Here is a 23,586-nt window from a genome sequence, read left to right as displayed (position 1 = left end):
ATTGGGGAAGCATCTCAAAGTACAGCTACTGCAACAGCCCCCTGGGCAAGCGAAAGCCCTTGAACGGCTGCTGGGTAATCGGGTTGAAGGCTTTTTCCGCACTGATCCGGTAGCGCATCGCGCCATCGCCGACCCTGAAGTTCAGGTCCACGCTGGTCGGCGTTCGCCCATTGAGCGAGCCACGGCTGAGCAGGCGGAACATCGACCAGGGGCCGCGGTACTCCAGGCTGCTGCTGTTGCCGTTCTGGCGTAGCAGGGTCAGGTGGCTGCGCACGTGCTGCCCCAGGGTGTTCGGCCAGACGATCCCGGTGATCTGGCTCGGGCCGTGGGTGTAAGCGATCAACTGACCGTCGAGGTCGAGCAGGCTGGTGCGCTGGTTGGTGCTGAGCCCCAGCGGCTCAATGCTCAGTTGTACACTCAGGTTGCCGCGCTGATCGAAGAAGGTTTCGCGGATGCGGTCGGCCAGCGCCAGTTGTTCGAGCACGTCGCTGCGAATCAATGACTGCCCTGGCGCGCCGGCTTGCAGGGCTTCGAGGTTCTCCTGCAGGAACACCTTGAGGTAGCGGTCGTTGAACTGCTGCAGCCGCCCCTTCGGCCCGAAGAACGCTTCGAAGTCGTCCAGCGAGGCATCCGGCCCACCGGCCGCGAATGGATAGCGCCCGGCCAGACGCTGCTGGAAGAAACCGTAGACTTGCGCATCCCAGCGCCGTTCCAGTTCGCGCAAGGCTTCGACGTTCAACACCCGCGCCGTCTGCTCGGCGACCTTCCTGACCTGCTGATTGATCGGCTCTGGCAGGCCGGTGGCAACGCGTTGCAAGGTGCCGATCGGGTCCGGTCCGGTCAGCGCCAGACGCTGATGCACGGCCTGCAAGGCCGCTTCACCGCGGTGCGGGCTGTCTTGCACGGCTTTGGCGTAATCGTGAACGGCCGCCATGGCAGCCAGGGTTTCGTCGTAGTAGCTGGGGTTTTCTTCCGTCGCGCGCAGCATGGCGCTCAACCCGGCAAACGCGCGCTGGATGGCCCACACAGGGCGTTGTCCAGGCTGGTCGGTGGTCGATTGCAGCACTTGGACCTGCTCGGCGGCGTCGACCGGCACGACAGATGACAGCGTGGTGTTCGTCTGCACGGTATCGAGCAACCGCCGCAGCGGAGCCGCTGGCCCCGTGAGCTGCTGCAGGATTGCCACGCCGTGGTCCAAATCGCGGAAATCAGCCACCGAGAACGCCGTCAGGGCGCGCCGCCAACTGTCGATGAAGTCGGCGCCGTACAGGTCACGCAGCCGTTCGCCCAGTGCCTCGCGGTCGGCATCCGAATAATCGAGCTGGCTGCGCTCGCCCAGCGCCCATTGGTCGACCATCGCCAACTCCGCGAAGCGCTGGCTGCGGGGCTCGAAGTAGTCCTTGAAGCCCTTGGCAGTGAGCATTGCCGCCAGCACGGTAGCGTTGCCGTGCTGGCCACCGGCAGACGATTGATAGACGACATTGAACGCCGGGCCGACCTGATGACGCAGATCGAGGTCGGCCTGCAGCTGCTCCCCGGCCTGCTGCTTGAGGCTGGCGTAGAGTCGCTCCGGCAGCGGCAGCTTGCGCAGGGCCTGCTGGACCTCGGCGATACGCGGGCGGTACTGCGACAGATCGCTGTCGGCGTAGGCCAAGGCGTATTTCAGGTGCCGCATGAGGTCGCGTTGCAGCGGCCCCTGACCAGGGAATTGCTTTTGCCACTGGACGGCCATCCATGCCTCGACCCACTCAGGCCGACGGTTCTGGCGGTCTTCCAGCATGCGGTAGACGCGCAGAGCCGCCATTTGCTGCTCGCTGCCCGGCGGCGCGGCATCGATCGCATTGATCACGCCACTGGCCAAGGCAGGCAGGAAGCGCCTGGACAGCAGGCTGAGGTACGCCTCATCGACACGAGGACCGATGGCACGTCCTTGATACAGGCCCAGATCAGCGACACCGGGCCAAGCGGCACGGTAGTCGCCGAACACCGACACGGCCTCGCGAATCTGGTCCAGCGGTTCGAGGAGGTTGCGCCCGGTCGGGTCCAGCCGCTGGTCCACTTCGTGCTGACGGTATTCCCGGCTCTTGGCCAGGACGCTGGCAGCCTTCGCGCCATTGATCTCGAAGTAGCGCTGCCAACCGGCGATGGCAACGCACAACGCCAGTGCGCCCACACCGCTGCTGACCCAGAGCAGCCGGCGCTTGCGCCGTGCCACGCGTATGTTGTCCCCGGCGAGCCCGGCTTCCTGATAGATGACCCGCCTGAACGCGTGCGGGATGAAATACGACAGCGCTCTGCCCTGCGCCTTGCCCTCCAGCAACGGCGGCGCGGTTTTATAGGGCTGCGCTGCCTCGCGCACGAAGACATTGAGCATGTCGCCCTGCTGGAGCACCGACGACCAGTACACGCCACGAACCAGAGCGGGCGTGGTGTAGGCGTCGCTGGCCAGTGTCTCCCTCAGGAAGCCCAGCAATATCGGGCGCAGCCCCACCAACTGAGCGAGCAGGGAGAACAGCCGCGCGCGCAGCGCCGCAGTACCCAGGGCGTCAAGCCGATCCAACACCTGCTCGAACAGATGGCTGATCAAGCGATCGTAGTGCTCGGCATATTCATCTAGCCAGGCATCGAAGGTGCCATTCGTGTCCAAGGTGAAGGTGAAGCCCAGCAGGCGTTCTCGCGAGGCTGCGGGAAGGCCGGCGTACAACGGATCGAAGCCGTCCAGCAGATCGAACTTGCTTAGCACCACGTACAACGGCAGGCGCGAGCCGAGCTGATTGCTGACCTCGTACAGCCGCGTGCGCAAGACGTGCGCCAAGGCAAGCCGCTGCTCCGGCGTGCCATGCAGCAGCGCAGGCAGATCGACGACCAGCAGCAGGCCGTTGAGGGCGCGCTGGCTGCGATTGCGCAGCAGCCAGTCCAGCAGGTGCTGCCACAACCTGGTGGGCGTTGCGGAGGGCACGTGCGGTGCAGGCTCGTGTTCGGCCGGTTCTTGCGACTGTGACTCCTGACGGATGAAGGCACCCGGTGGATCGATGATCACCGCGTCGTCGCTGATCCACCAACCGATCGGGTAGGCCAACGCCTGCGAGTGTCGACCTCGGGCCTGTACCTGTTCGATCCGGGTCAGCGAGAAACGTTGCTCGGTACCGTCGATGAGGCAGGTCTTGCCGGCGTGCCGGTCGCCCACCACCAGGTACCAGGGCAGGCGGTACAGGGCATGGCGGCCACCTGCATGCTGGAGAAATCGAGACAGCCCCTGGTCCAGCGCCTGCTCCTGAGCCTCGACGAAGGGCAACGTAGAGTCCAGTTCGGCGGCTGCATCCCGGGCACGTTCAGCCTGCAGACAGCGAAAGCGCGTACGTAGCACGATCAGCCAGCACAGCAGCGGGACCAGCACGAGCAGCAGGCTGGCCAGCCAGCGGTGAGCGAGACTAGCCAGTGGCTGCTCGTGCTGCCAGGTCCACTGCGGCCCGAGCCACCAGATGGCAATCAGCATCAGTGCAGCACCCAGGGCGAGCAACGCAGGCATGGCCAATCCAATACGACTCACCAGGGGCACACCCCAGCGTTTGAGGTGCGTCCAGAAGTGGTTCATCGTGACTCCCATTCGTTGTGGCGATCCGTCGGAAGGGGTGCTGCCGCATGCTCCTGAAGACGTTGAAACACTTCCGGTTCCCAGGCGCTGGCGGTGGTTTCCTGCATGCATCTGGCAACCCCGGCGCACAGTTCCCGCGCCAACCAGGACACGCCCCGGGCAGCCAGCAAGTCGGCAGCGATTACGGTGGTATGGCAGCACTCACGAGGAGCACGCAGTTGCGCCTGCAGGCCCTGCAACCTGAGCAATACCGGCTCGACACCGCTGGCTTCCAACTGGCTGACCAGCTCCTCTCGCAGGTTGGCGAATTCCGGGGCGGCCGCCCCCTGATCGGCTGTTCTTTGCGCGCCCTTGAGCCAAGCCAGGCACTGGTCATCGACGAACACCTGGCCGTCGCTGAAGCAAAGTTGCTGCAGGACTGGCAGGCGCTGCACGAAGCGCGCGGTCGCCGCGCGAATGGCCTCGGCCGCCTCGTCCATGGCCAGCCGTGTGGCGGCGCTCGCCGCAAGAAAACTGCCGCGAATCCAGAAGGGGCTAGCCGTCGCGCTTTTCTCGATGCGCATGAGCAAGGCGATGTCGATGGCAGTGCCCGCCAAGGCGTCTTCGTAGGCGCTCGCAATGTCCTGGGGCACGGCCATCAGCTCGGTACGTTTGCCCTGCTTGATGGGGGGAGCCGCCTGGAGATGGGCCCACACACCGAACCGGCGCAGCAGATAACCGGCCGGGTCGTATGGGTCCTGCTGGTTGATCTGCTCGGCCAAGCCCAGCACGGCCTTGCGCGATTCCCGCTCGTTGCCCAGCGACGCGCGTGGCGCCGGTGCAGCGATGACTTCCGCCAGCGGTGCCGGCTTGATGCCTGGCACGGCGGCCTGGACCCTTGGCTCGCCCCCGCCGTTGGCCAGCTCGGTGTGCTTGCCCAGCAGTTGCTGCAATTCATCCAGCACCGCCTCATCCAACTGCGCCGCCGCGTGCTGGCGTTGCAGACACTGCAGCGCCAGCCGGGCCGTCGTAGCGTGCGCGGAGTCGTAGGTGGAGCGGTCCAGGCGTGGCAGCGCTTCGCTCACACGGGCGAGTAGCAAGGCGACCAGCTTGCGCTTGCCGAGAAAACCCTTCGGCCCGGGTTTAGGGTGCGCGCTTTCCCAATACCGCTCTACTAGCCCGGCCAGCAGTGCCAAGGTGGCTGCCCAGCGTGCCCAGCAACGGCTGCGCAGCCAGGCAACTCCCAGGTGCCCGGCGATGCGCAGGTGCTTGCACTGCCCGCTCAGGTACTGCCGGGACGCTTCTTCGATGTAGAGCCAGTCGATCGACGCCTCGTATAGCCCACCCAGCTTGACCATTTCCTGGTCGATGGCCTGATAGGTTTCGTCTTCCACGTCATATAGGCCGGCGGGTGACTGCGCATCGATCGGGGCGAGCAGGCGGGCAATTTCCTGCGCGTCGACTTCGGCTACCAGCGACATGTCGTGCGCGCCTCACCAATGAGCGGATCAAGGCCTTGAGCGTCGAAGACCAGCCCATCCACGGCAGGATGGTCGCTCTCGACCCGAACACGCTGCGCCCCCAGCAGCTGCCTGATCTGCTCGATGCCCGGCAAGCCGCGCCCGGCGTCGAGCACCTGACCGTTCTCCGTCACCTGCCAGATTGTGGTGACGGTGGTGCGTTGCTCGCCGTGCAGGCGGACCTTGACGCGACTGGCATCGATCGGCCGGCCGGTCACCAGCTGCAATCTGGAGATGTTCTGTAGGCAGCTGATGACCAAGTAGCTGGGCGGCGACTGCGAAGCGATTGCGGGGGCTGAAATCATCAGCCCTTCGCCCTGCACCGTGCTGGCGCGAAACGTCAGGTCGTCTGGCGAGCGATCTGCCTCGTGGGCACTCACCCGACGCAAGGTGGGCGAGTCTTGTTCAGGGGTGGACCAGTGCGTCTGTGCGAACCGGGCAGGCGTTCCTGCCGACCTGTCGAAACAAGCCAGGCGCTCGAGATTGGAAACAATCTGCGGACAGTCTTGATCGGCATACGCGGATATCGGTACGCAACTGAACACCAGCGGAAAACCCCAGCGACATGCTCTTTGGCGCATCATCGAAATTAAACTTCCATTTAATAATTTATCTGCCTTGCGCACGGAGCACAGCCTCGCAAAGTCGTAAGCGCGCCGTCGGTGCTGGAATCGGCAAGAGACTATTACAAACAAACCGAACATTACAAAGAAATATTAATTTACATTTTTGCACTCGACGAATACACCACTTTCCAACCATGTTTTTAAAAGTATTGCGAAATGCAGACAAGGCGATCGAAACATGCCCACTTAGAGAAAATAAAATTAAGAAAATTCCTACAGAAATTTCCCAGGACATCATGCAGGAAATTTCTTAGGAACTTTCTTAGAGCCTCATTAGCGCACTGCCATAAAATGGCGCTTCGATTCAGGAGATATCTTGCAATGGCAAAACCGTCAGGTTCCGTCGCGCCCAAAGAGCGCATCAATATTCGGTACATCTCCGCCACGGGTGATGAACAAGCCGAAATAGAGCTGCCGCACAAGATGCTGGTGCTGGGCGATTTCGGCATGGACGACACCCGCTCTCTTGAAGACCGGTCGGTCATGCGCATCGATAAACACAGCTTCAACGATGTGTTGAACGATGCCGACGTCCGCCTTGCCCTGTCCGTGCCGTCGCAGCTCAGCGCTGCGCCGGACGCAGAGCTGGCAGTCAATCTGCAGTTCCGCTCCATCCAGGATTTCGGGCCTGACCGCATTGCTCGCCAGGTTCCCGAGCTGAACAAGCTGCTGGCACTGCGCGAAGCCTTGGTCGCCTTGAAAGGGCCGCTCGGCAACGTGCCCACCTTCCGCAAACGACTGCAGCACCTGCTCAACGACGAGCAGGCACGCAAGCAACTCGCCAAAGAACTGGACCTGGTGCTCGAGGCACCGAAACAAGACTGAGACAACGGAGCGTCCCATGCCAAAGCCAAGTAACACGACCGTTACAGCTGAACCTACCGTGCAAACGCGGGGCACTACCATACTGCTTGACCAGATCATGGCGGAAACTAGATTGGTGTCTGCGCAGGAGGGGTATCAAGTTGCTCGTGCAGGGGTTTCTGCATTCATTGCAGAAATCCTCAAAAGTCCTGACCCAGATCAACTGATCAACAAACATCGGGTCGATCAAATGATCGTCGAAGTGGACCGGGCGCTCAGCCAGCAGATGGATGCGATCTTGCACCAACCGGAGTTCCAGAAGCTCGAATCTTCATGGCGCAGCCTGAAACTTCTGATCGACCGAACGGACTTTCGCGAAAACATCAAACTTGAAGTCCTGCATGTCAGCAAGGATGACTTGCTCGACGACTTCGAGAACGCCGCCGACATTACCTGCAGCGGACTCTACAAACATGTCTACACCGCCGGTTATGGCCAGTTCGGTGGCGAACCCGTGGCAGCCATGGTCGGCAACTACAACTTCGGTCCCTCTTCCCCGGATATCAAACTGCTCAGTTACATGGCTTCGGTAGGTGCCATGTCACATGCCCCGTTCCTCGCAGCGCCGTCGCCGGAATTCTTCAACCTGAGCAGCTTCGAGGAGCTGCCCAACCTGAAAGAGATCAAAGACCTGTTCGCCGGCCCGCGGCATGCCAAATGGCGTGCGTTCCGGGAAACGGAAGATGCCCGCCACACCGCACTGGTAGGGCCGCGCTTCATGCTGCGCTCCGCCTATCACCCGCAGGAAAACCCCGTACAGAGCTTTCACTACTGCGAGGACATCGACAGGCGTCACGACCACTACCTGTGGGGCAACTCGGCGTTCCTGCTGGCCGGTTGCATCAATGAAAGCTTCGCCCGCTACCGCTGGTGCCCGAACATCATCGGCCCGCAGTCGGGGGGTGCCGTCAATGACTTGCCGGTGCACCTGTATGAGTCATTGGGTCAGTTACAGGCCAAGATTCCTACCGAGGTGCTGATTTCCGACCGCAAGGAATTCGAGCTGGCCGAAGAAGGGTTCATCGCCCTGACCATGCGCAAGGACAGCGACAACGCGGCGTTCTTTTCGGCCAACTCGGTGCAGAAACCCAAGCATTTCCCCAAGACCCCCGAAGGCCAGCAGGCGCAGACCAACTACAAGCTCGGCACGCAGCTGCCTTATCTGTTCGTGGTCAACCGCCTGGCGCATTACCTCAAGGTGCTGCAGCGCGAGCAGATCGGCAGCTGGAAGGAGCGCAAGGACTTGGAGTCCGAGCTCAACAAGTGGATCAAGCAGTACGTCGCCGACCAGGAAAACCCTTCTGCCGATGTCCGTAGCCGCCGGCCGTTGCGGGCTGCACGCGTCGAGGTATCCGACGTTGCCGGTGATCCGGGGTGGTACCAGGTGTCGCTGTCCGTGCGCCCGCATTTCAAATACATGGGCGCGAACTTCGAGATCTCCCTGGTTGGGCGGCTGGACACCCAATGAGCGGCTTTTTCGACCGCCTGGTGGCAGCCCCCTACATGAGCGGCATGCCCACCAGGCGTGAGCACGCCGCACAAAAGTTCGCCGCCATCAAGCGCCATGTGGAAACGCTGCTCAACGCCCGTCAGGGCTGCTCGCAGAGCAGCCCTGGGCTGGGCCTGCAGGACTTCAACGGTCATGAGGTGAGCAGCGGCGACCTGCTCAAGCATGTGAGTGCGGACATCCGGCGCGTTCTCCAGCGCTTCGAGCCGAGGGTGCAGTTGTGCTCGTTCAGGGCCCTGCCCGACAGCCACGCGCCACTGGAGTTGCACTTTCGGCTGGACTGCCAGGTGCAGGTCAACGACTACCTGGAACAGTTGCAGCTGGAACTGCTGGTCGACGGCCACAACCGCCACACCCGAGTGAGATGACCGATGTCGCTCAAGGACCGATTCAGCGAAGAGTTGCGTTACCTGCACGAACTGGGCAACGACTTCGCCAGCGACAACCCGCAACTGGCCCGGCTGCTCGGCAAGGGCGGGAGCGACCCGGACGTCGAGCGCCTCATGGAAGCGTTCGCGTTTCTGACGGCCAAGCTGCGTTTGAAGCTGGAAGACGACCTTCCCGAGCTGACCCAGCCGATGCTGCAACTGCTATGGCCCAACTACCTGCGACCGCTGCCCAGCGCGACGATCGTCCAGTTCACGCCACGCCAGCAGGCGCTCAGCCAGTCCCAGCGTATCGCCAAGGGCTCACGGCTATTTTCCAAACCTGTGGATGGTGTGCCTTGCGAGTTCCGTACCTGCACCGAGGTGGACATTCAGCCGTTCGCCATCGAGGCGGTCCGCGCGACCCAGACACTCGATCGCGCGAGGGTTCGCATCGATCTGCAGACCTTGGTCGAACGTCCGTTGAACACCCTGGATTGCCGCCGCATCGACGTTCACCTGGGCGGAGACACGCAGACCGCCCGCACCCTATACCTGTGGCTTGCCCAGTACCTCGAGCAGGTCAGTGTGACGATCGATGACGAGGTTCGCCGGTTACCGGGCAGCAGCGTGGTGTTCCCTGGCTTCAGCCCCGAAGAGGCGTTGCTACCTTACCCGCAGAACGTCTTCGACGGTTACCGGATCCTGCAGGAATACTTCGTGTTCCCCGAGCGCTTTCACTTTTTCGCCCTGACCGGTCTAGAGACGATCTGGCCCGCTCGGGCAGCGCGGCACGTGAGCGTCGAATTCCACTTCACCCGGCCACTGCCCGGCGCGCTGCGTGTCGGCACGGCCGATTTCAGCCTGCACTGCACCCCTGCGGTCAATCTGTTCGCACACAGTGCCGAGCCGATCAACCTATCCAGCACGGCGGCGCAGTTCGAGCTCACACCCAAGGGCACCGAGCGGCACGCCTACGAAATCTTCAGCGTCGACCAGGTCACCAGCACCCGCACGACGAACGACGCCAACGTGCCGCTGCGCACCTTCCGCCCGTTCGAGTCCTTCGCTCACGAGATCGAGCACGTGCAAGGGCGCACCGCGCTGTACTACCGCTACAGCGTGGCGGAATCGCTGCGCGGTGACGGCGTCACGCACCGCATCGCCTTCGTGCGTGCGGACGCCAACGCCTATATCGGCGAGCTGGAAACCGCTTCCATCGACCTGACCTGCACCAATCGCGACCTGCCGCTGGCGCTGGGGGTGGATGACATCAACGTGATCTCGGAGGTCACTCCCCCGCTTGCCACCTACAGCAACCTCCGTGCACCGACCCGTCCTTGTCGGCCGGTACTGGACGGCCAGTTGCAGTGGGCGCTGATCTCCAACATGTCCCTCAACTACCTGTCGCTGCTCTCGGCCGAGCCACTCAAGGCGGTGATCCGTGCGTATGACTTCGCTGCCCTGCACGACATCCAGCAGACCCGCACCACCCACAAGCGCCTCGAAGGCATCCGCGATATCCACACCGCCCCCCTGGACTGGCTGATCAAGGGCCAGCCGATCCGCGGCCTGCGCACGCAGTTGAAGCTGGACCAGACAGCTTTCCTCTGCGAAGGCGACCTGTACCTGTTCGGCTGCGTGCTGGCGCACTTCTTCGCGCTGTACGCGAGCATCAATTCCTTCCATCAACTGGAAGTGATCAACACCACCAACAACGAGCGCTATACATGGCCCATCCAGACCGGCAAGCAACCGCTGATCTAGCCGCCAGGCTGCTTGCCGAGGCGCACCGGTACAGCTTCTTCCAGTTGCTGGAACGCCTGCACGGCCTGCATGGGGACGACCTCGAGCCGCGCTGGCCAGACCCGGCGACCCGCCAGCGTGTGCGCCTGACCAGCGACCCGCGCCTGACCTTTCCCATCGCCGATGTGTACAAGGCCGAGTACATGCCAGCGGCCCAGGACCGCTACCGCGTCTGCGCCACGTTCATGGGCTTGCATGGCACGGACTCGCCCTTGCCCTCCTATTACCTGGAACAGGTGGCGCATGAGCATGCGCAAGGCATCGGCGTGCGACCGGCCTTCTTCGATTTTTTTAATCACTACCTGCTCAGCCTGTTGCACCGCATCTGGCGCAAGTACCGCTACTACATCCGCTTTCAGCCGGGTGCCCGCGATGGTTTCTCGCAGTACATCTTTGCCCTGCTAGGCCTGAACGACAGGCAACTGCGCGGCGACACGGCCTTGCCCTGGAGCCGGCTGCTCAGCTTCGCCGGAGTCATCGCCAGCCGCAGCCGCGCGCCGGGCACCGTCGCTGGCATCATCGCCCACTGTCTCGACCTCAAGCAGGTACGGATTCGCGAGTTCGAAAGCCGCTCGGTGGTCACCACGGCCGAGCAACGGGTCAGCCTTGGCCGCGGCAATGGCGAGCTGGGCAACAGCTTCGTGGTGGGCAGTCGCACCCGCACCCGCAGCAGCAAGTTCACAGTCGTCATTGCCGAACTCGACCAGAGGCAGTTGCGCGAGCTGTTGCCCGGCGGCATCAACTTCGATCGTTTGCATGCGTTGATCGACTTTCTACTGCGCGATGGCCTGGCCTACGACCTGGAGCTGCGCCTGCAGCGCAACGCTCTCTCCTCGTTCTGTCTGCACCCCGACCACGGCGCCTACCTGGGCTGGACCAGTTTCATCGAAGACCGTCATGGGCGAATCACCCCGGTCGTGCGGTTCCGGGGGCGCTCATGAGCATATTGACTTTGAGCATCACCAACCTCGAGCAGCTGCTGCACAATGTCAGCGCCTGGCACCGGTTCGGCTACGCAGGCGGCACCGTCGGCAGCCGTGGCGCGACCTGGTTGATGAATGACCGTAACGGCGGTGTCGCGCCGATCCACTGCGAGATCCGCTGGATCGAGGGCAGCTTCTGTGTTATCGACCGCTGCCAGCGCACCTACCTCAATGACAACCTGGGCAGCGTCGGCGCGCTCGGCCCCAGGCGGCTAGCCGCAGGTGATCGCCTGCGCATCGGCGCTTATCGACTGCAGATGCAGTTTTCGCAGGTCGAGTCGTGCTCGCTGGAGGACTTGATCAGCCCTGAACGTACCTCCTTCGATCAGTGGCTGCTCGAAGCCCCCACCCCAGCGTGGCGACCGGCGCTAGATGGCAAACAGGACGCCGTCGATATCGAATCGCTCTTTGAACCTGGCCACGGCAACGACCCTCTGGCGGCACTGGATGTCGTCACCGCCCCGGACCGGCAAGACCCGCTGGAACGCCTGATCGCAGGAGAGCGACCATGACCCGTCAAGCGTGCATGGCCGCTCTGCTGGCGGCACTGATGGCGCTCCCGGGCTGCACCGTTCTGAGCAAGCTCGGCCAGGTGATCATGAACCCCTCGATGCCGGTCGGGCCGCCCAGCGAGCATCCCACCCAAGTCGCCTTCAGCATCAATGCCAGCCCGACGCTCAACGGCAACCCGTATAGCGTCGCAGTGCCCATCGAACCGCTGGCCGCACTGCAACCCAGTCCCTACGCCGTCAGCTTGAGCGCAGGCGACCCGCAAGCCTTGACCGAAAAGGTCGGTGCCCTGCTCGAGTACCTTCAGGACCAGTTCCCCGCCATGTCTCCCGTCGTGACGGCAGACACAGAGGACGATGAGCCACCGCGCTCCCCCATGGAAGCAGGTACCCCCGGCAGCTACGACGACCCAACCGTGATGCTCACCTTGCCCGGCCTCGCCCCCGTGACCGCCGAGCCAGTCGCAACCGCCATGGCCGTCAAGATCCTGCAGCTGCGGGACGACTCGCTGCTGCGCAACAGCTTTTACCAACAGCTGGACAAGGACCCGGCCGAGGCGCTGCGCAGCACCTACGTCCGGGACGACGACTACCTGCTGTGGCCCGGCCAGTTCAAGTTCATCCCCTTCTCCCCCCTCGAGCCAGAGACGCGCTTCGTCGCGGTGATTGCCGACTACCGCAACCAGGAAGACGCCACCTGGAGCCAGGTCCTGCGCGTACCGCCACGCGGTCACCACATCGTTCTGTCAGTACTGCTCGAGGACAGCCAGGTCCTGCTCAAGGAAGAAGACCGATGACCGCCCGGTCCTGCTCACTTTCGCCGCTATGGAGCGCTTATGAGTTCACGTAACCCCGTCCTGTGGCCAGAAGGCCTGTTCGTCAAACCGCAGCATTTCCAGCAGGCGGCCCGCGCCAGCGAAGCGGCCCTGCTGCAGCGCCTCGGCAGCCTCAATGCGGCCTTCTACGGATTCAGCGAACTACAATTGAATGACGAGTACCTGAGCCTGGGCAAGATCGCCATCACCCGCGCGCGGGGCATCATGCCGGACGGCACGGTGTTCGACATCCCTGCCGACCTGCCGCCGCCACCGCCGCTGGAAATCGAGGACGACGGCGCCAAGGACAGCGAGGTCTACCTGTGCCTGCCCCTGCGCGCCGAGGGGGGTCGTGAGGTGAGCTGGCCGGACGACCCTGGCAACCTGCGCTACAGCGCGCAGGCCCAAGACATCAAGGACACCCATAGCGCCGACGGTGACCTGGCCCAGGTCGATCTGGCCGTGCCCAACCTGCAGCTCAAGCGCAAGGCCGATGACAGCAGCGCCTATACCCGCCTGGCCTTGGCGCGGATTCTCGAGCGCCGCCCCGATGGCAGCTTGCAACTGGACGAGGGCTTCTACCCCACCAGCGTTTCAGTGCGCGCCGTGCCTGCCTTGCAGCGCTTTCTCGAAGAGATCAGCCACACCCTGCGCGAACGGGCCCGCCACCTCGCCGCACGCCTCGGCGGGTCCGGCCAATCCGGCATCGCCGACATTCGCGACTTCAACCTGTTGCAAGCCATGAACCGCTGGTGGCCGTGCTTCCAGCACCTGGCCCGGCGAGGCCAGACCCACCCCGAGCAGCTGTACCTGTGCATGAGCCAGGCGTGTGGCGAGTTCGTCACCTTCACTGACGAGAGCCGTCTGCCCCAGGAATACCCCGCGTATCACCACAACGCCTTGCGCGCTTCGTTCAAGCCATTGCAGGACACACTGCGCCGGGCACTGAGCACCGTGCTGCAACCGCGCGCCATTTCCCTGCCCCTGGAGACGCTGGAGTACGGGGTGATGACGACCACGCTGGACGATCGTCGCCTCATCGACCAGGCCGACTTCATCCTGGCCGTGAGCGCCAACCTGCCGCCGCACACCTTGCGACAGGTGTTCGTGCAGAAAGCCAAGGTGGTGTCGCTGGAGTCGCTGAACGAAGCCGTGCCACTGCAACTGCCAGGCATTCCCCTGGTGCCATTGCCCGTAGCGCCGCGGGAACTGCCCTTCCACGCCGGCTTCATCTATTTCGAGCTCGACCGCCGCGATCCGGCCTGGGCCGGCATGACCCGCTCCAACGGTTTCGGTATCCACGTCGCCGGGGAATTCCCTGGGTTGGAGCTGCAGTTCTGGGCGATCAGGAGTGAGTGATATGAACGAACAGACCACCCCTGTGAGTGCCGCAGCACCGCAGCACCGCAGCAACGCAGTCACTTGCAGGTGTTGCTGGAAAAAGGCGCTGACACGCCTGCCAGTGCTGCGGCGCCGGAACGCTCGACTGACGCAGCGCCGCTTCACGCGGGCTACCTCGCCGATCCGGAGTTCCAGCTAAGGGGCGGCTTCACCAACCGCATGCTTGACGCGGCTACCCCCCTGTTCGGCCTGGTGATACGCCTGCGCACCCTCGACGCCCTGCCCAATCTCGCGGAAGTGCATCAGCAGGTCCGCAACCAAGTCGACACCCTGCGCGAAGAGATGCGCCAGCACGGCTACGAACCTGCGCAGACGCTGGCGTACTCCTACGGCCTGTGCCTGCTCATCGACGAAGCGGTCATGGAGCGGCCATGGGGCAAGGCCAGTCGCTGGAGCCAGGAGCCCTTGCTGAGCATCTTCCACGAAGAAACCTGGGGCGGGGAAAAGTTCTTCAGCGTGCTTTCCCGCCTGATGCAGGAGCCCGAGCGCTACCAGGACGTACTGGAGTTCATGTACTTCGCCCTGTGCCTGGGTTTGAAGGGCAAGTACGCCATCGCGCCGAAGGGCGACGAGTCCTTGAACGCTCTGATCCATCAGCTCCACGGGATCATCCGCGAACGCCGCGGCCCGACCCCGGAACACCTCTGCGACCCCTACGCCAACGTGGCCCCGCGCAATGTCCGCATGAACCAGCAATGGCCGTGGTGGAGCCCGTTGCTGATGAGTACCGCCGCCATGGCGCTGGCCTACGGCGTCTACCACTACCGCCTGCATTTGATCACCAGTGAGGTGCTGGCATCGCTCAACGGCATCTTGCAGCAGTGACCCGGCGCTGCTCGGCGCAACCTGCTTCAACGACTCGACGAGGCCGTTGCCTCGTTGAAAAGCCCATCGCTCCCGATGGCCACGCCACGTTGAGTGCGCGTGTTTTATCCACATGGATGCAGGAGAACTGCCATGCCAACACCCGCTTACATCAAGATCACGGGCCAGACCCAAGGCAACATCACCGCAGAAGCCTTTACCGCCGAATCGGTCGGCAACGTGTTCGTCGAGGGCCATGAAGACGAGATCCTGGTGCAGGAAATAAAGCACCAGGTCACCGTCCCGACCGACCCGCAAAGCGGCCAACCCGCCGGTCAAAGGGTGCACAAGCCCTTCATCTTCACCAGCTCGCTGAATAAGGCCACGCCGTTGATGTACCAGGCGCTGGCCAGTGGCGAAATGCTGCCAACCGTCGAAGTCAGCTGGTACCGCACCTCTACTGAAGGCAAGCAGGAGCACTTCTTCACCACCGAGCTGACGGACGCCACCATCGTCGATATCAACACCACGCTGCCCCATGCCCAAAACAAGGAAAACGCCGACTTCACTCAGTTGATCGAAGTTTCCCTGGCCTATCGCAAGATCACTTGGAAACACGTCGCCGCAAGTACCGAAGGCTCCGATGACTGGCGCAAGCCGGTCGTCTGACCTGCTTGAACATCCCTGGCCGGCAGGCGCCGCCAGGGATTTCGAAACTTTCAGCGGTGCAAGGACTTGCCATGCCTAGCCAATCCCACCTGCGCTACAGCTTCCAGCCCCTGGCTGGAAACGCCGAATTCGAAGTGGTGTCATTCCAGCTCGAAGAAGCGATCAGTACCCCATTCGTGCTGGACCTGACGCTGATTAGCTTCGACCACGACATCGACTTCGGCCTGCTGCTCGACCAGCCGGTGCTCTTCACCCTTTGGGACGGCGAGCGCCCCGTGCGCCATGTGCACGGCCTGGTCAGCCGTTTCAGCCAGGGCGATAGCGGCTTCTACCGCACCTACTACCACGCGCGAATCGAACCCCGCCTGGCCCGTGCCGAACTGCGCTCGAACTGGCGCATCTTCCAGCACAAGGCTGTGCCGCAAATTCTGGAACTGATGCTGCAGCGTCAGGGCATTGATCAGTACCAACTGAATGTCAGCCTCGACCACCAGGTCCGCGAGTTTTGTGTGCAGGCCGGCGAAACGGACCTGGCGTTCATCGCCCGGCTAGCGGCTGAAGAAGGCTTCGTCTACCGCTTCGCCCATAGCGAAAAGACCCACACGCTGATCATCACGGATCGCGTGCAGTCGTTCGGCGTGATCCAGTCGGATGAACAAGACCAGGCCTTCGACGAACCGCGCACGCCCTACACCGTTCTGTACCGCTCCGACGGCGGCGGCGACCCGGACACCCCCTGCCTGCACCGTTTGCAATACAGCGAACAAGTGCGCACCGCGCGCCAGGTGCAGCGCGACTACACCTTCACCCACCCGGCCTATCGCCAGGAACACCGTGCCAGCGGCCCGTTCCTGACGCATCAGGCCACCGACTACGAGCGCTTCGACTACCCCGGGCGCTACAAGCGCGACATCGTCGGCAAACCCTTCACCGAAAACCGCATCACCGCCCTGCGCCACGACGTACGCACCGCGCAGGTTCAGGGCGACGACATGCGCCTGCAACCAGGCCTGAGCTTCACCCTGACCGGCCACCCGCGCGATGACCTCAACGCCCACTGGCGCGTGCAGTCCCTCGTCCACAGCGGCAGCCAGTTCACCAGCCTGCAGGAAGAAGCCGCCGGCGTTGATTGCAGCACGCGATACGAACAAAGCGCCGTGCTGGTCCCTGGCCGCATCGAATGGCGCCCAGCCCCCCTGGAAAAACCCCGGGTCGACGGCCCGCACATGGCCACCGTGGTAGGCCCGCCGGGGGAAGAGATCTACTGCGATGAATGGGGCCGGGTCAAAGTCAGCTTCCCCTGGGACCGCGAGAGCCAGAACAACGCGTTCAGCTCCTGCTGGGTGCGCGTATCGCAGGGCTGGGCCGGCGGCAGCTGGGGCTTCATGGCCATCCCGCGCATCGGCCAGGACGTAATCATCCATTACGTCAACGGCGACCCTGACCAGCCGATGATCACCGGGCGCACCTATTGCGGCGATCAGTTGCCGCCGTACGACCTGCCGGCGCATAAGACGCGCATGACGCTCAAGAGCCAGACCCATAAGGGGGAGGGCTTCAATGAATTGCGCTTCGAGGATGAGCTGGGCAGAGAGGAAGTGTTCATCCACGCACAGAAGGATCAAAACACCCAGGTCAACAACGACCAGTCCCTCTCGGTCGGTGCCGATCGCACCCAACAGGTGGGCCAGGACGAACACATCGCCATCGGCCGCAATCGCCTGAGGGTGGTCAAGGCCAATGACACGCTGAAAGTCGGCGGCGGCAAGAACGACTTGGTTGCTGGCGACTACGAGATCGAGGCCGGCAACACCCTGCGCCTCAAGTGCGGCAAAACGCTGATCGAGATGCAGGCCAACGGCACTCTCAACATTACCTGCGAAACCTTCAACCTCACCGGCCAGCAGACCGGGCAGATCAACACGTCTGCCGCAAAGCTCGACCTTAACCCCGAAGGCGGGCAGGCGGGGGCCGCAGCTACCGGACGCGAGAGTGGTGCTTTGAAAGCCGAAGTGGATGGGCATTTCTAATGACTGCTCGCACTGGCCCGCCGTCCCCGAACTCCACCAAGGACTGTGTAATGACTGAATACCTGACGCACGACGTGATTCTGAATCTGGGCGAAGAGGTGCCTGAAGACTTGACCCTCAACATGCTGCGCTTCAGCACCCGGGAGACCACGTTGGTAATCGCCCGCAGCCCGGTCGCCCCTGGCAAAACGCTGGACGAAGCCCTCGAAGAGCAACTGCGGATACTGCGCGACAAGTCCAAGGCCATGACCTTCACGCACTCCAAAGTTGTGCGCCTGGGGAACGATCAACAACTAGAAGCTCGCGAAATGGCGATCGAGTTGAAGGTGGGCGATACGCCCAACTTCCAACTCCAGGCCGCCTGCCTGATACCCGATCAACACCGGTTGCTAGTGCTCAACTACAGCAAGCCTGGCCCCTGGAATGACGGCGATATCCAGCATTGGCGTGCGATCAAACAGACGCTTCGACTCGCCTGACCTTGCCACGACCCACGACACCTTCATCAATCCCTTTGGAGCGCACAACCTATGGCGCAGATCGTTCACGCCGCCCGCCTGGGCGATGACATTCTTCACCCCTCGCTGGTCGCCGAACTGCTCAGCGCAGCTGCCGAGGCCGTCATCTATGCCGCTGCCACCGCTGCGGCAGCGGCCGCCATCAGCTTCGCCGTAGTCGGCACGGTAGCCACGGGCGGCGCGGCAGGCATCGCCATCGCTGCCGTCGCGGGCGTGGCGGTGGGTGCGATCAGCAGCCTGTCTGCCGGCGAAGACCAGTCCATCGGCGAGGCCATTTCCAGCTTCTGCGACAGCCTCGGCAACAGTGTGGCCGCCCCTGCTTCCTGCGGAAAAATCATGAGCGGGTCGGGCAATGTTTTCATCAACAGCAAGCCTGCCGCACGTGCCGCCGGTATCACCGACCCTCCAGGCGGCGGAGCAGCCGATACCGAGCAGACCGAGCCTTCCATCCTGGAAAACGTCGGCGCCGTAGCCTCGACCGCGCTGTCCTTTCTGCTTCCCTTGGCAAGCCTGGGCATGGCGGTTCGCGACATCTTCAACCCGCCGGTGACCACGGCAAAAGATCCGGGCGCTACGCCCAAGCCTGAAGACCAGGTTTCCTGTACCCGCCACCCGCCGCTACCCGATAACTACATTGCACAAGGGTCGGACAAGGTTTTCATCAACGGCCAACCGGCAGCGCGCTCGGGCGACAAGACCACCTGCGACGCCAAGATCGATGTGAACCAGAACGTTTCGCCCAATGTACGCATTGGCGGTGGGACGGCCACGGTGCGTGATGTGCACAACGGCAAAAGCAAAATCGCGATGTTTACCGGGATCATCGCGGGCTTGCTCATTGCCCGACGGTTCGGACGCGTCAAAGGTTGCAAGGTAGGCAACCCCGTCGCTGTCGCCACTGGCAGCAAGTTCCAAGACGGCCCCGAAGATACGGACTTCAGCCTGCCTGGCCTGCTCGGTATCGTTTGGGCGCGCCGTTACGACAGCAGGGATATCCGCGACGGCGGCCTGTTTGGCCAGGGCTGGAGCGTCCCTTATGAGGTCGAGCTGCTGCGCGTCCCTCACCCTGAAGGCGGCGAGCTGTGGATCTACATCGATGAAGAAGGCAACCGACTCGAACTTGGCCACCTGAGCGCTGGCAATGCATTCGTCAGTGTCGTGGACGGCCTGGCCTTCTTTCAGCTGGAAGAAGGCCGGACCGTTGTCGAGGACATTCATGAAGGGCGCTACAAAGTCTTCGAAGTTGACCCGCACAACTCCAGTCGTTCGAGACTCACCCGGCTAAGCGACCGCAACCTCAACTTCGTTGATGTGCTCTATGACCCTCACGGTCGCCTGCAAGCACTCTATGATCCTCATGGCCAGACGGTTGCCCAACTTCATTACGAAGCCGGGCATGCACGACGCGTGTCAAAGGTATCGCGCGTGTTACTCGCCGCTGGCAATGCTATTGCGATCGAACGGGTCGAAGTGTTGGTCAGCTACGGCTATACCCGCAGCGGGCAATTGCAAGAAGTTCTGGATGCAACGGGGCAAGTGGTGCGCCGCTTCAGTTATACCGAGGCGGGCTATCTGAAGCGGCATGAACTCGCCAGCGGTGCCGTCCGCGAATATGAGTGGGCATGTTTCACCCTCCCGGAAAAACGCCCCACGGCAAAGCGCGCAGACGGCACCCCTTACCGCCTGCCCCCTTTGCTCGAGCCGCAACCCGATCATGAATGGCGAGTGATTCGCCACTGGGGCAGCGATGGCGAGGCGTACCAGTTCCAGTACGACCTGGAAGCTGGCGAAACCCTGGTCACTGACTCGCTGGGTCGTAAAGACCTCTATTGCTGGGGCCCTTTGTATGACGTCTACAAACATGTCGACGCGCTGGGTAACTGCTGGCAGGCAGAGCTCATCGCCGGGCAGTTGATCAGGCGCATCGACCCCCAAGGCGGTGAGTGGCGGTACAGCTACGACGAGATCGGTCGCCTGATCGAAACCCGTGACCCACTTGGACGAAGCGAGCACATCAGCTACCTGCGCCACTGGGCGCTGCCCGTGCAGGTCAAAGAGGCTGCAGAGCGTACGCGACGCTACGGCTACGACACGCGCGGCAATGTGCTGTGGGAGCAGGACCCGCTGGGCCGCCGCACCCAGTATCAATACAATCCCCAAGGTCGCGTCACGCGTATTACCGACGCACTCGACAAGCACAAGTACCTGACCTGGAATACCCGTGGCCAGTTGCTCAGCTACCGCGACTGCAGCAACAGCCAGACGCTGTATCACTACGACGCACAGGGCCGCCTGAGCCAGAGCATCAATGCGCGGGGCGAACAAACGCAGTTCCGCTACGACACCCGCGGCTACCTGGTCGAAAGCGAACGGCCGGGTGGGCGTATCGATCGCTACGAAATAGACATCGCCGGCCAGCTCACGCGTAACATCGACCCCGCGCACAAGATTCTGCGGTTTCGCTACGACGGTAGCGGCCGGTTGGTGGAACGGCTGGATGCCATGGGTTACAGCGTCAGGTTTCGTTACGACGCCTATGGCCGACTGCTGCAGCTCAGTAATGAAAACAACGAATCGTATCGCTTCGGCTGGGACGGTCTGGATCGACTGGTCGCGCAAGAAGATCTGGACGGCAGCGGACGCATCTACGAATACGACGTGCTCGATGCAGTCACCGGCCTGACCCAGGTTCCCTCTCCTCACGAGCAAGCGCCACTGTCCGAAAACGCCCCGCCCACACGAACGACCCCGATTCGCCATGACTTCGAACGGGATGCACTGGGCCGGTTGGTGCGCAAGCGTACCGAAGATGGCGTCACCGACTACCACTACGACACCGCCGACAACCTGCTGTCAATCGTGTTTACCAACAACCAGGGCGACCAGCAGCAGCTGGAATTTACCTATGACAGCGTCGGGCAACTGCTGAGCGAAACCAACAACGCAGGGCTGCTGGAATACTGCTACGACCAACTGGGAAACCTGCAAACCCTGACGCTGCCAGATCAGCGAAAACTCAATTACCTGTACTACGGCAGTGGCCACCTGCACCAGATCAACCTGGATGGGTGTGTCATCAGCGACTTCGAACGCGATGCCATGCATGATGAAGTACTGCGCACTCAAGGCAGCCTGATTACGCGTACCCGGTATGACAGAAGCGGACGCCTGAGTGGCAAGGCGATCCATTATCGCGATGCGCCTGTCGAAACGCTGCCGTTGCTGGATAAAGCCTATCGATATGACGCGAGTGACAATCTGGTCGCTGAAGTACTGACCCAGACTCAACGCAGGGGCATGTCCGGTGTTGGCAACGAAGAACATGCCAACCTTGAAAAGATTATCGGGCGGTTTCATGACTTGCCTCATACCGGGAAGAGTTTTACCGGCAATAATCGGTATGGGTATAACCGCAATGAACAGCTGCAGACGGTGCACCAGTCACGTCCGAACTGGCAGGCGACTCGGGTTGAGGATTACAAGTATGACCGGGCGGGAAATCTGTTTGATGGGCCCAAGTTGAATGGGTATATCAAGCATAACCGGGTATTAGTGTATCAGGATAAGCGGTATCGGTATGATCGATTTGGGCGGCTTTGTGAGAAGCGGATTGGCCGTAATTGGATACAGTACTTCGAATATGATGCCGAGCACCGTCTAACTTCTGTAGACCAATACAAAAATTCAACCTATGAGCATGTGATTTTCCGCTACGATTTGCTGGGCAGACGGGTTGGCAAAGAGGTGTACGAGGAGGGCCGCTGTGAACTCAAAAAGCGCGTGTCGTTCAGCTGGCAAGGTCTGCGCTTAATGCAAGAAGAACAGAATGGGCTAACAGCCAGCTACGTTTACTCGAACTCGGATAGCCATGAACCTTTGGCAAGAGTCGACGGGAACTGCGGGCAGGATATAGTAAAGCATTTTCATACCAACCTTGCCGGCCTACCGGAACAACAGACAGACGTAAATGGCGAGATACTTTGGCGCGGTAACTACAAAGGATGGGGCAATACAAGAACTGAATGGTATAACGAAAGATTCCCTTTTGAGCAAAATATACGGTATCAAGGACAGTATTTCGATCGAGAGATCAACCTGCACTACAATACTTTTAGATATTTTGATCCAGATACAGGTCGTTATACACAATGCGATCCTATAGGATTAAAGGGCGGGACCAACCTCTATCTATACGCTCCAAACCCACTGCTATGGGCTGACCCGATCGGCTGGACGTCTTGCGACCTTCTACCGGACGGAAAAAAGGTATCTGACTTTGAGAGGATTCTCGCTAAGCTTGGTACAAATGAAAGAATCGCAATCATTCGGGATATGGCTAGCCAAGTAGCCAATGCGCGGAATTGGAAAAGAGCAAAAAATATTGAAAGACTCAACAGAGGCCGGACGATTTATACGGACGACAAGCATTATTACTCTATCGACTCTCAACATGGAAGATTTGAGCGGACCAGCTTAAAAAATGGCAAGCACTTAGGTGAGGTTGACATGGGTCTTAATCCAATATTTAATTCACTTGATCCAAGTGGCGGACATGACATAAGAGTTAAGTAAATGAAAAAATTGATTGATCACGCTCAAGATATCGTACCTAATGGAGCTGTTCTGCGCTTTCCTGCCAAATGGCCATACGAGGATTTTGTAGACCTCATGTTCGTTAGCATGCCAGATGAAGCATCTGAATTCGGACTTGTCGTCACTACAGGACAGAAAGCGGGCTTGATTCTAGTCAAGCTTCCCAAAGAGTGCGAATCATACATGGGGCGCGGAGTCAGAGCCGAGTGGTTAATATCAAACTGGGAAAAGTGGATTTACCAAGAGTGCGATGCATCTGAGGTGTATCTTATTAGACGTTACCCTACAACAAGCCTCTGAGCAAAGTGAGAGCCGCGCACTTCAAAAATCGCTGAATATCACAGAAATCTTCAGCTCAGAGCACGTGACTCTCATTACAATAACATTAACAAACCCCAAATTAATTTAGTCTCCAATCAATGCCATACTGATAGCCCGGCCAAGACTAGCAAGATTGACCTGTGCGACGTAGACTCAGCTGAATCTTTCGTGGTGTATTAAGATTTTAAATTATTCAAAGAGATCTTTAGAAACTGAACACTACAGAACTACGACAGCAAAGCGAGTGACTCATGGCACACCCTAACACTCGATGACGGATTCGATCTTACATATAAATCCAAAGCGCTTACGCGGCCGTATTTTCATTCGATAAGAAACAGCATTCAACTCTTCTTCAGCACGCCTCGAAAAGCCCGCACCTCCGAAAACATTGCCAAACCCGCATATAAATCTACAATAAAGTGACCGCGCATCAATTTTCTACAAATCTCAAATTAGGCTTTATTGAATTAATTAACCAAAAGCCTGGGAGCCACTAAACTTCAAACTAGGCACTGAGCTTGGGCTTCAATCAATTCGCCCACTCACGTTGATCAGTCCAACTTATGTATATCGCGCTCACCAGCAACCATTTTTAGCGCCACACATATATAATAAACTATAAATACAAATGTCGAACCATACTATGGAACGTGCTGCATTGAAGACTGGAAACTTTGG

The 23,586-nt window shown here is 60.9% G+C and carries 17 protein-coding genes; 14 read left to right on the top strand and 3 right to left on the bottom strand.

Translation table 11 applies throughout. The features are described from left to right. Positions 1-25: 25 nt before the first annotated feature. The 3 genes from tssM to vasI are packed head-to-tail and all read right to left on the bottom strand — an operon-like array spanning position 26 to position 5,675. Positions 26-3,595 carry a type VI secretion system membrane subunit TssM gene (gene tssM, locus ACSMEV_RS06350; protein WP_459207682.1) on the bottom strand — a complete coding sequence of 1,190 codons (3,570 nt, stop codon included), beginning with the start codon at positions 3,593-3,595 and terminating at the stop codon, positions 26-28. After that, positions 3,592-5,055 carry a type VI secretion system protein TssA gene (tssA, locus tag ACSMEV_RS06345; protein WP_459207681.1) on the bottom strand — a complete coding sequence of 488 codons (1,464 nt, stop codon included), beginning with the start codon at positions 5,053-5,055 and terminating at the stop codon, positions 3,592-3,594. Before tssA ends, tssM begins: the two co-directional genes overlap by 4 nt. Next, positions 5,043-5,675 carry a type VI secretion system-associated protein VasI gene (vasI, locus tag ACSMEV_RS06340; protein WP_459208295.1) on the bottom strand — a complete coding sequence of 211 codons (633 nt, stop codon included), beginning with the start codon at positions 5,673-5,675 and terminating at the stop codon, positions 5,043-5,045. The genes tssA and vasI overlap by 13 nt, the downstream gene beginning before the upstream one ends. A 366-nt stretch (positions 5,676-6,041) precedes the next feature. Here vasI and tssB point away from each other — a divergent pair, with 366 nt between their 5' ends. The 14 genes from tssB to imm45 all read left to right on the top strand — a co-directional run bounded on the left by tssB (position 6,042) and on the right by imm45 (position 22,884). Beyond that, complete coding sequence (gene tssB / locus ACSMEV_RS06335; protein ID WP_459207680.1) at positions 6,042-6,545, top strand: type VI secretion system contractile sheath small subunit; 504 nt, start codon at positions 6,042-6,044, stop codon at positions 6,543-6,545. 16 nt (positions 6,546-6,561) lie between these two features. Then, positions 6,562-8,052 carry a type VI secretion system contractile sheath large subunit gene (gene tssC / locus ACSMEV_RS06330; protein WP_459207679.1) on the top strand — a complete coding sequence of 497 codons (1,491 nt, stop codon included), beginning with the start codon at positions 6,562-6,564 and terminating at the stop codon, positions 8,050-8,052. Beyond that, on the top strand, positions 8,049-8,459 hold the full coding sequence (gene tssE / locus ACSMEV_RS06325) for a type VI secretion system baseplate subunit TssE (protein ID WP_459207678.1): 411 nt from the start codon (positions 8,049-8,051) through the stop codon (positions 8,457-8,459). Before tssC ends, tssE begins: the two co-directional genes overlap by 4 nt. Positions 8,460-8,462: 3 nt before the next feature. Beyond that, the gene (gene tssF, locus ACSMEV_RS06320) at positions 8,463-10,223 is read left to right on the top strand and encodes a type VI secretion system baseplate subunit TssF (protein ID WP_459207677.1); all 1,761 of its coding nucleotides are present in this window, start codon (positions 8,463-8,465) and stop codon (positions 10,221-10,223) included. Beyond that, a complete protein-coding gene (gene tssG / locus ACSMEV_RS06315) occupies positions 10,187-11,203 on the top strand; it encodes a type VI secretion system baseplate subunit TssG (protein ID WP_459207676.1) in 1,017 nt (338 codons plus the stop codon). Before tssF ends, tssG begins: the two co-directional genes overlap by 37 nt. Next, complete coding sequence (locus ACSMEV_RS06310; RefSeq protein ID WP_459207675.1) at positions 11,200-11,757, top strand: FHA domain-containing protein; 558 nt, start codon at positions 11,200-11,202, stop codon at positions 11,755-11,757. Before tssG ends, ACSMEV_RS06310 begins: the two co-directional genes overlap by 4 nt. Next, positions 11,754-12,551 carry a type VI secretion system lipoprotein TssJ gene (gene tssJ / locus ACSMEV_RS06305; protein ID WP_459207674.1) on the top strand — a complete coding sequence of 266 codons (798 nt, stop codon included), beginning with the start codon at positions 11,754-11,756 and terminating at the stop codon, positions 12,549-12,551. The genes ACSMEV_RS06310 and tssJ overlap by 4 nt, the downstream gene beginning before the upstream one ends. 39 nt (positions 12,552-12,590) lie before the next feature. Beyond that, positions 12,591-13,928: a type VI secretion system baseplate subunit TssK gene (gene tssK / locus ACSMEV_RS06300; protein WP_459207673.1), complete on the top strand. Its 1,338-nt coding sequence runs from the start codon at positions 12,591-12,593 to the stop codon at positions 13,926-13,928. 63 nt (positions 13,929-13,991) lie between these two features. Further along, complete coding sequence (icmH, locus tag ACSMEV_RS06295; protein ID WP_459207672.1) at positions 13,992-14,795, top strand: type IVB secretion system protein IcmH/DotU; 804 nt, start codon at positions 13,992-13,994, stop codon at positions 14,793-14,795. Between the two features lie 132 nt (positions 14,796-14,927). Next, a complete protein-coding gene (locus tag ACSMEV_RS06290; RefSeq protein WP_459207671.1) occupies positions 14,928-15,443 on the top strand; it encodes an Hcp family type VI secretion system effector in 516 nt (171 codons plus the stop codon). A 71-nt stretch (positions 15,444-15,514) separates the two neighbouring features. Then, the gene (locus ACSMEV_RS06285; protein ID WP_459207670.1) at positions 15,515-17,473 is read left to right on the top strand and encodes a type VI secretion system Vgr family protein; all 1,959 of its coding nucleotides are present in this window, start codon (positions 15,515-15,517) and stop codon (positions 17,471-17,473) included. Between the two features lie 50 nt (positions 17,474-17,523). Next, positions 17,524-17,952: a DcrB-related protein gene (locus ACSMEV_RS06280; protein ID WP_459207669.1), complete on the top strand. Its 429-nt coding sequence runs from the start codon at positions 17,524-17,526 to the stop codon at positions 17,950-17,952. 51 nt (positions 17,953-18,003) lie between these two features. After that, entirely contained in the window at positions 18,004-22,563 is a 4,560-nt protein-coding gene (locus ACSMEV_RS06275; protein WP_459207668.1) for an RHS repeat-associated core domain-containing protein, read from the top strand. After that, on the top strand, positions 22,564-22,884 hold the full coding sequence (imm45, locus tag ACSMEV_RS06270) for an Imm45 family immunity protein (protein ID WP_459207667.1): 321 nt from the start codon (positions 22,564-22,566) through the stop codon (positions 22,882-22,884). Positions 22,885-23,586: the final 702 nt, after the last annotated feature.

This window comes from Pseudomonas sp. MLB6B (assembly GCF_054508135.1).
This window is presented reverse-complemented; position numbering and strand designations above follow the sequence as displayed.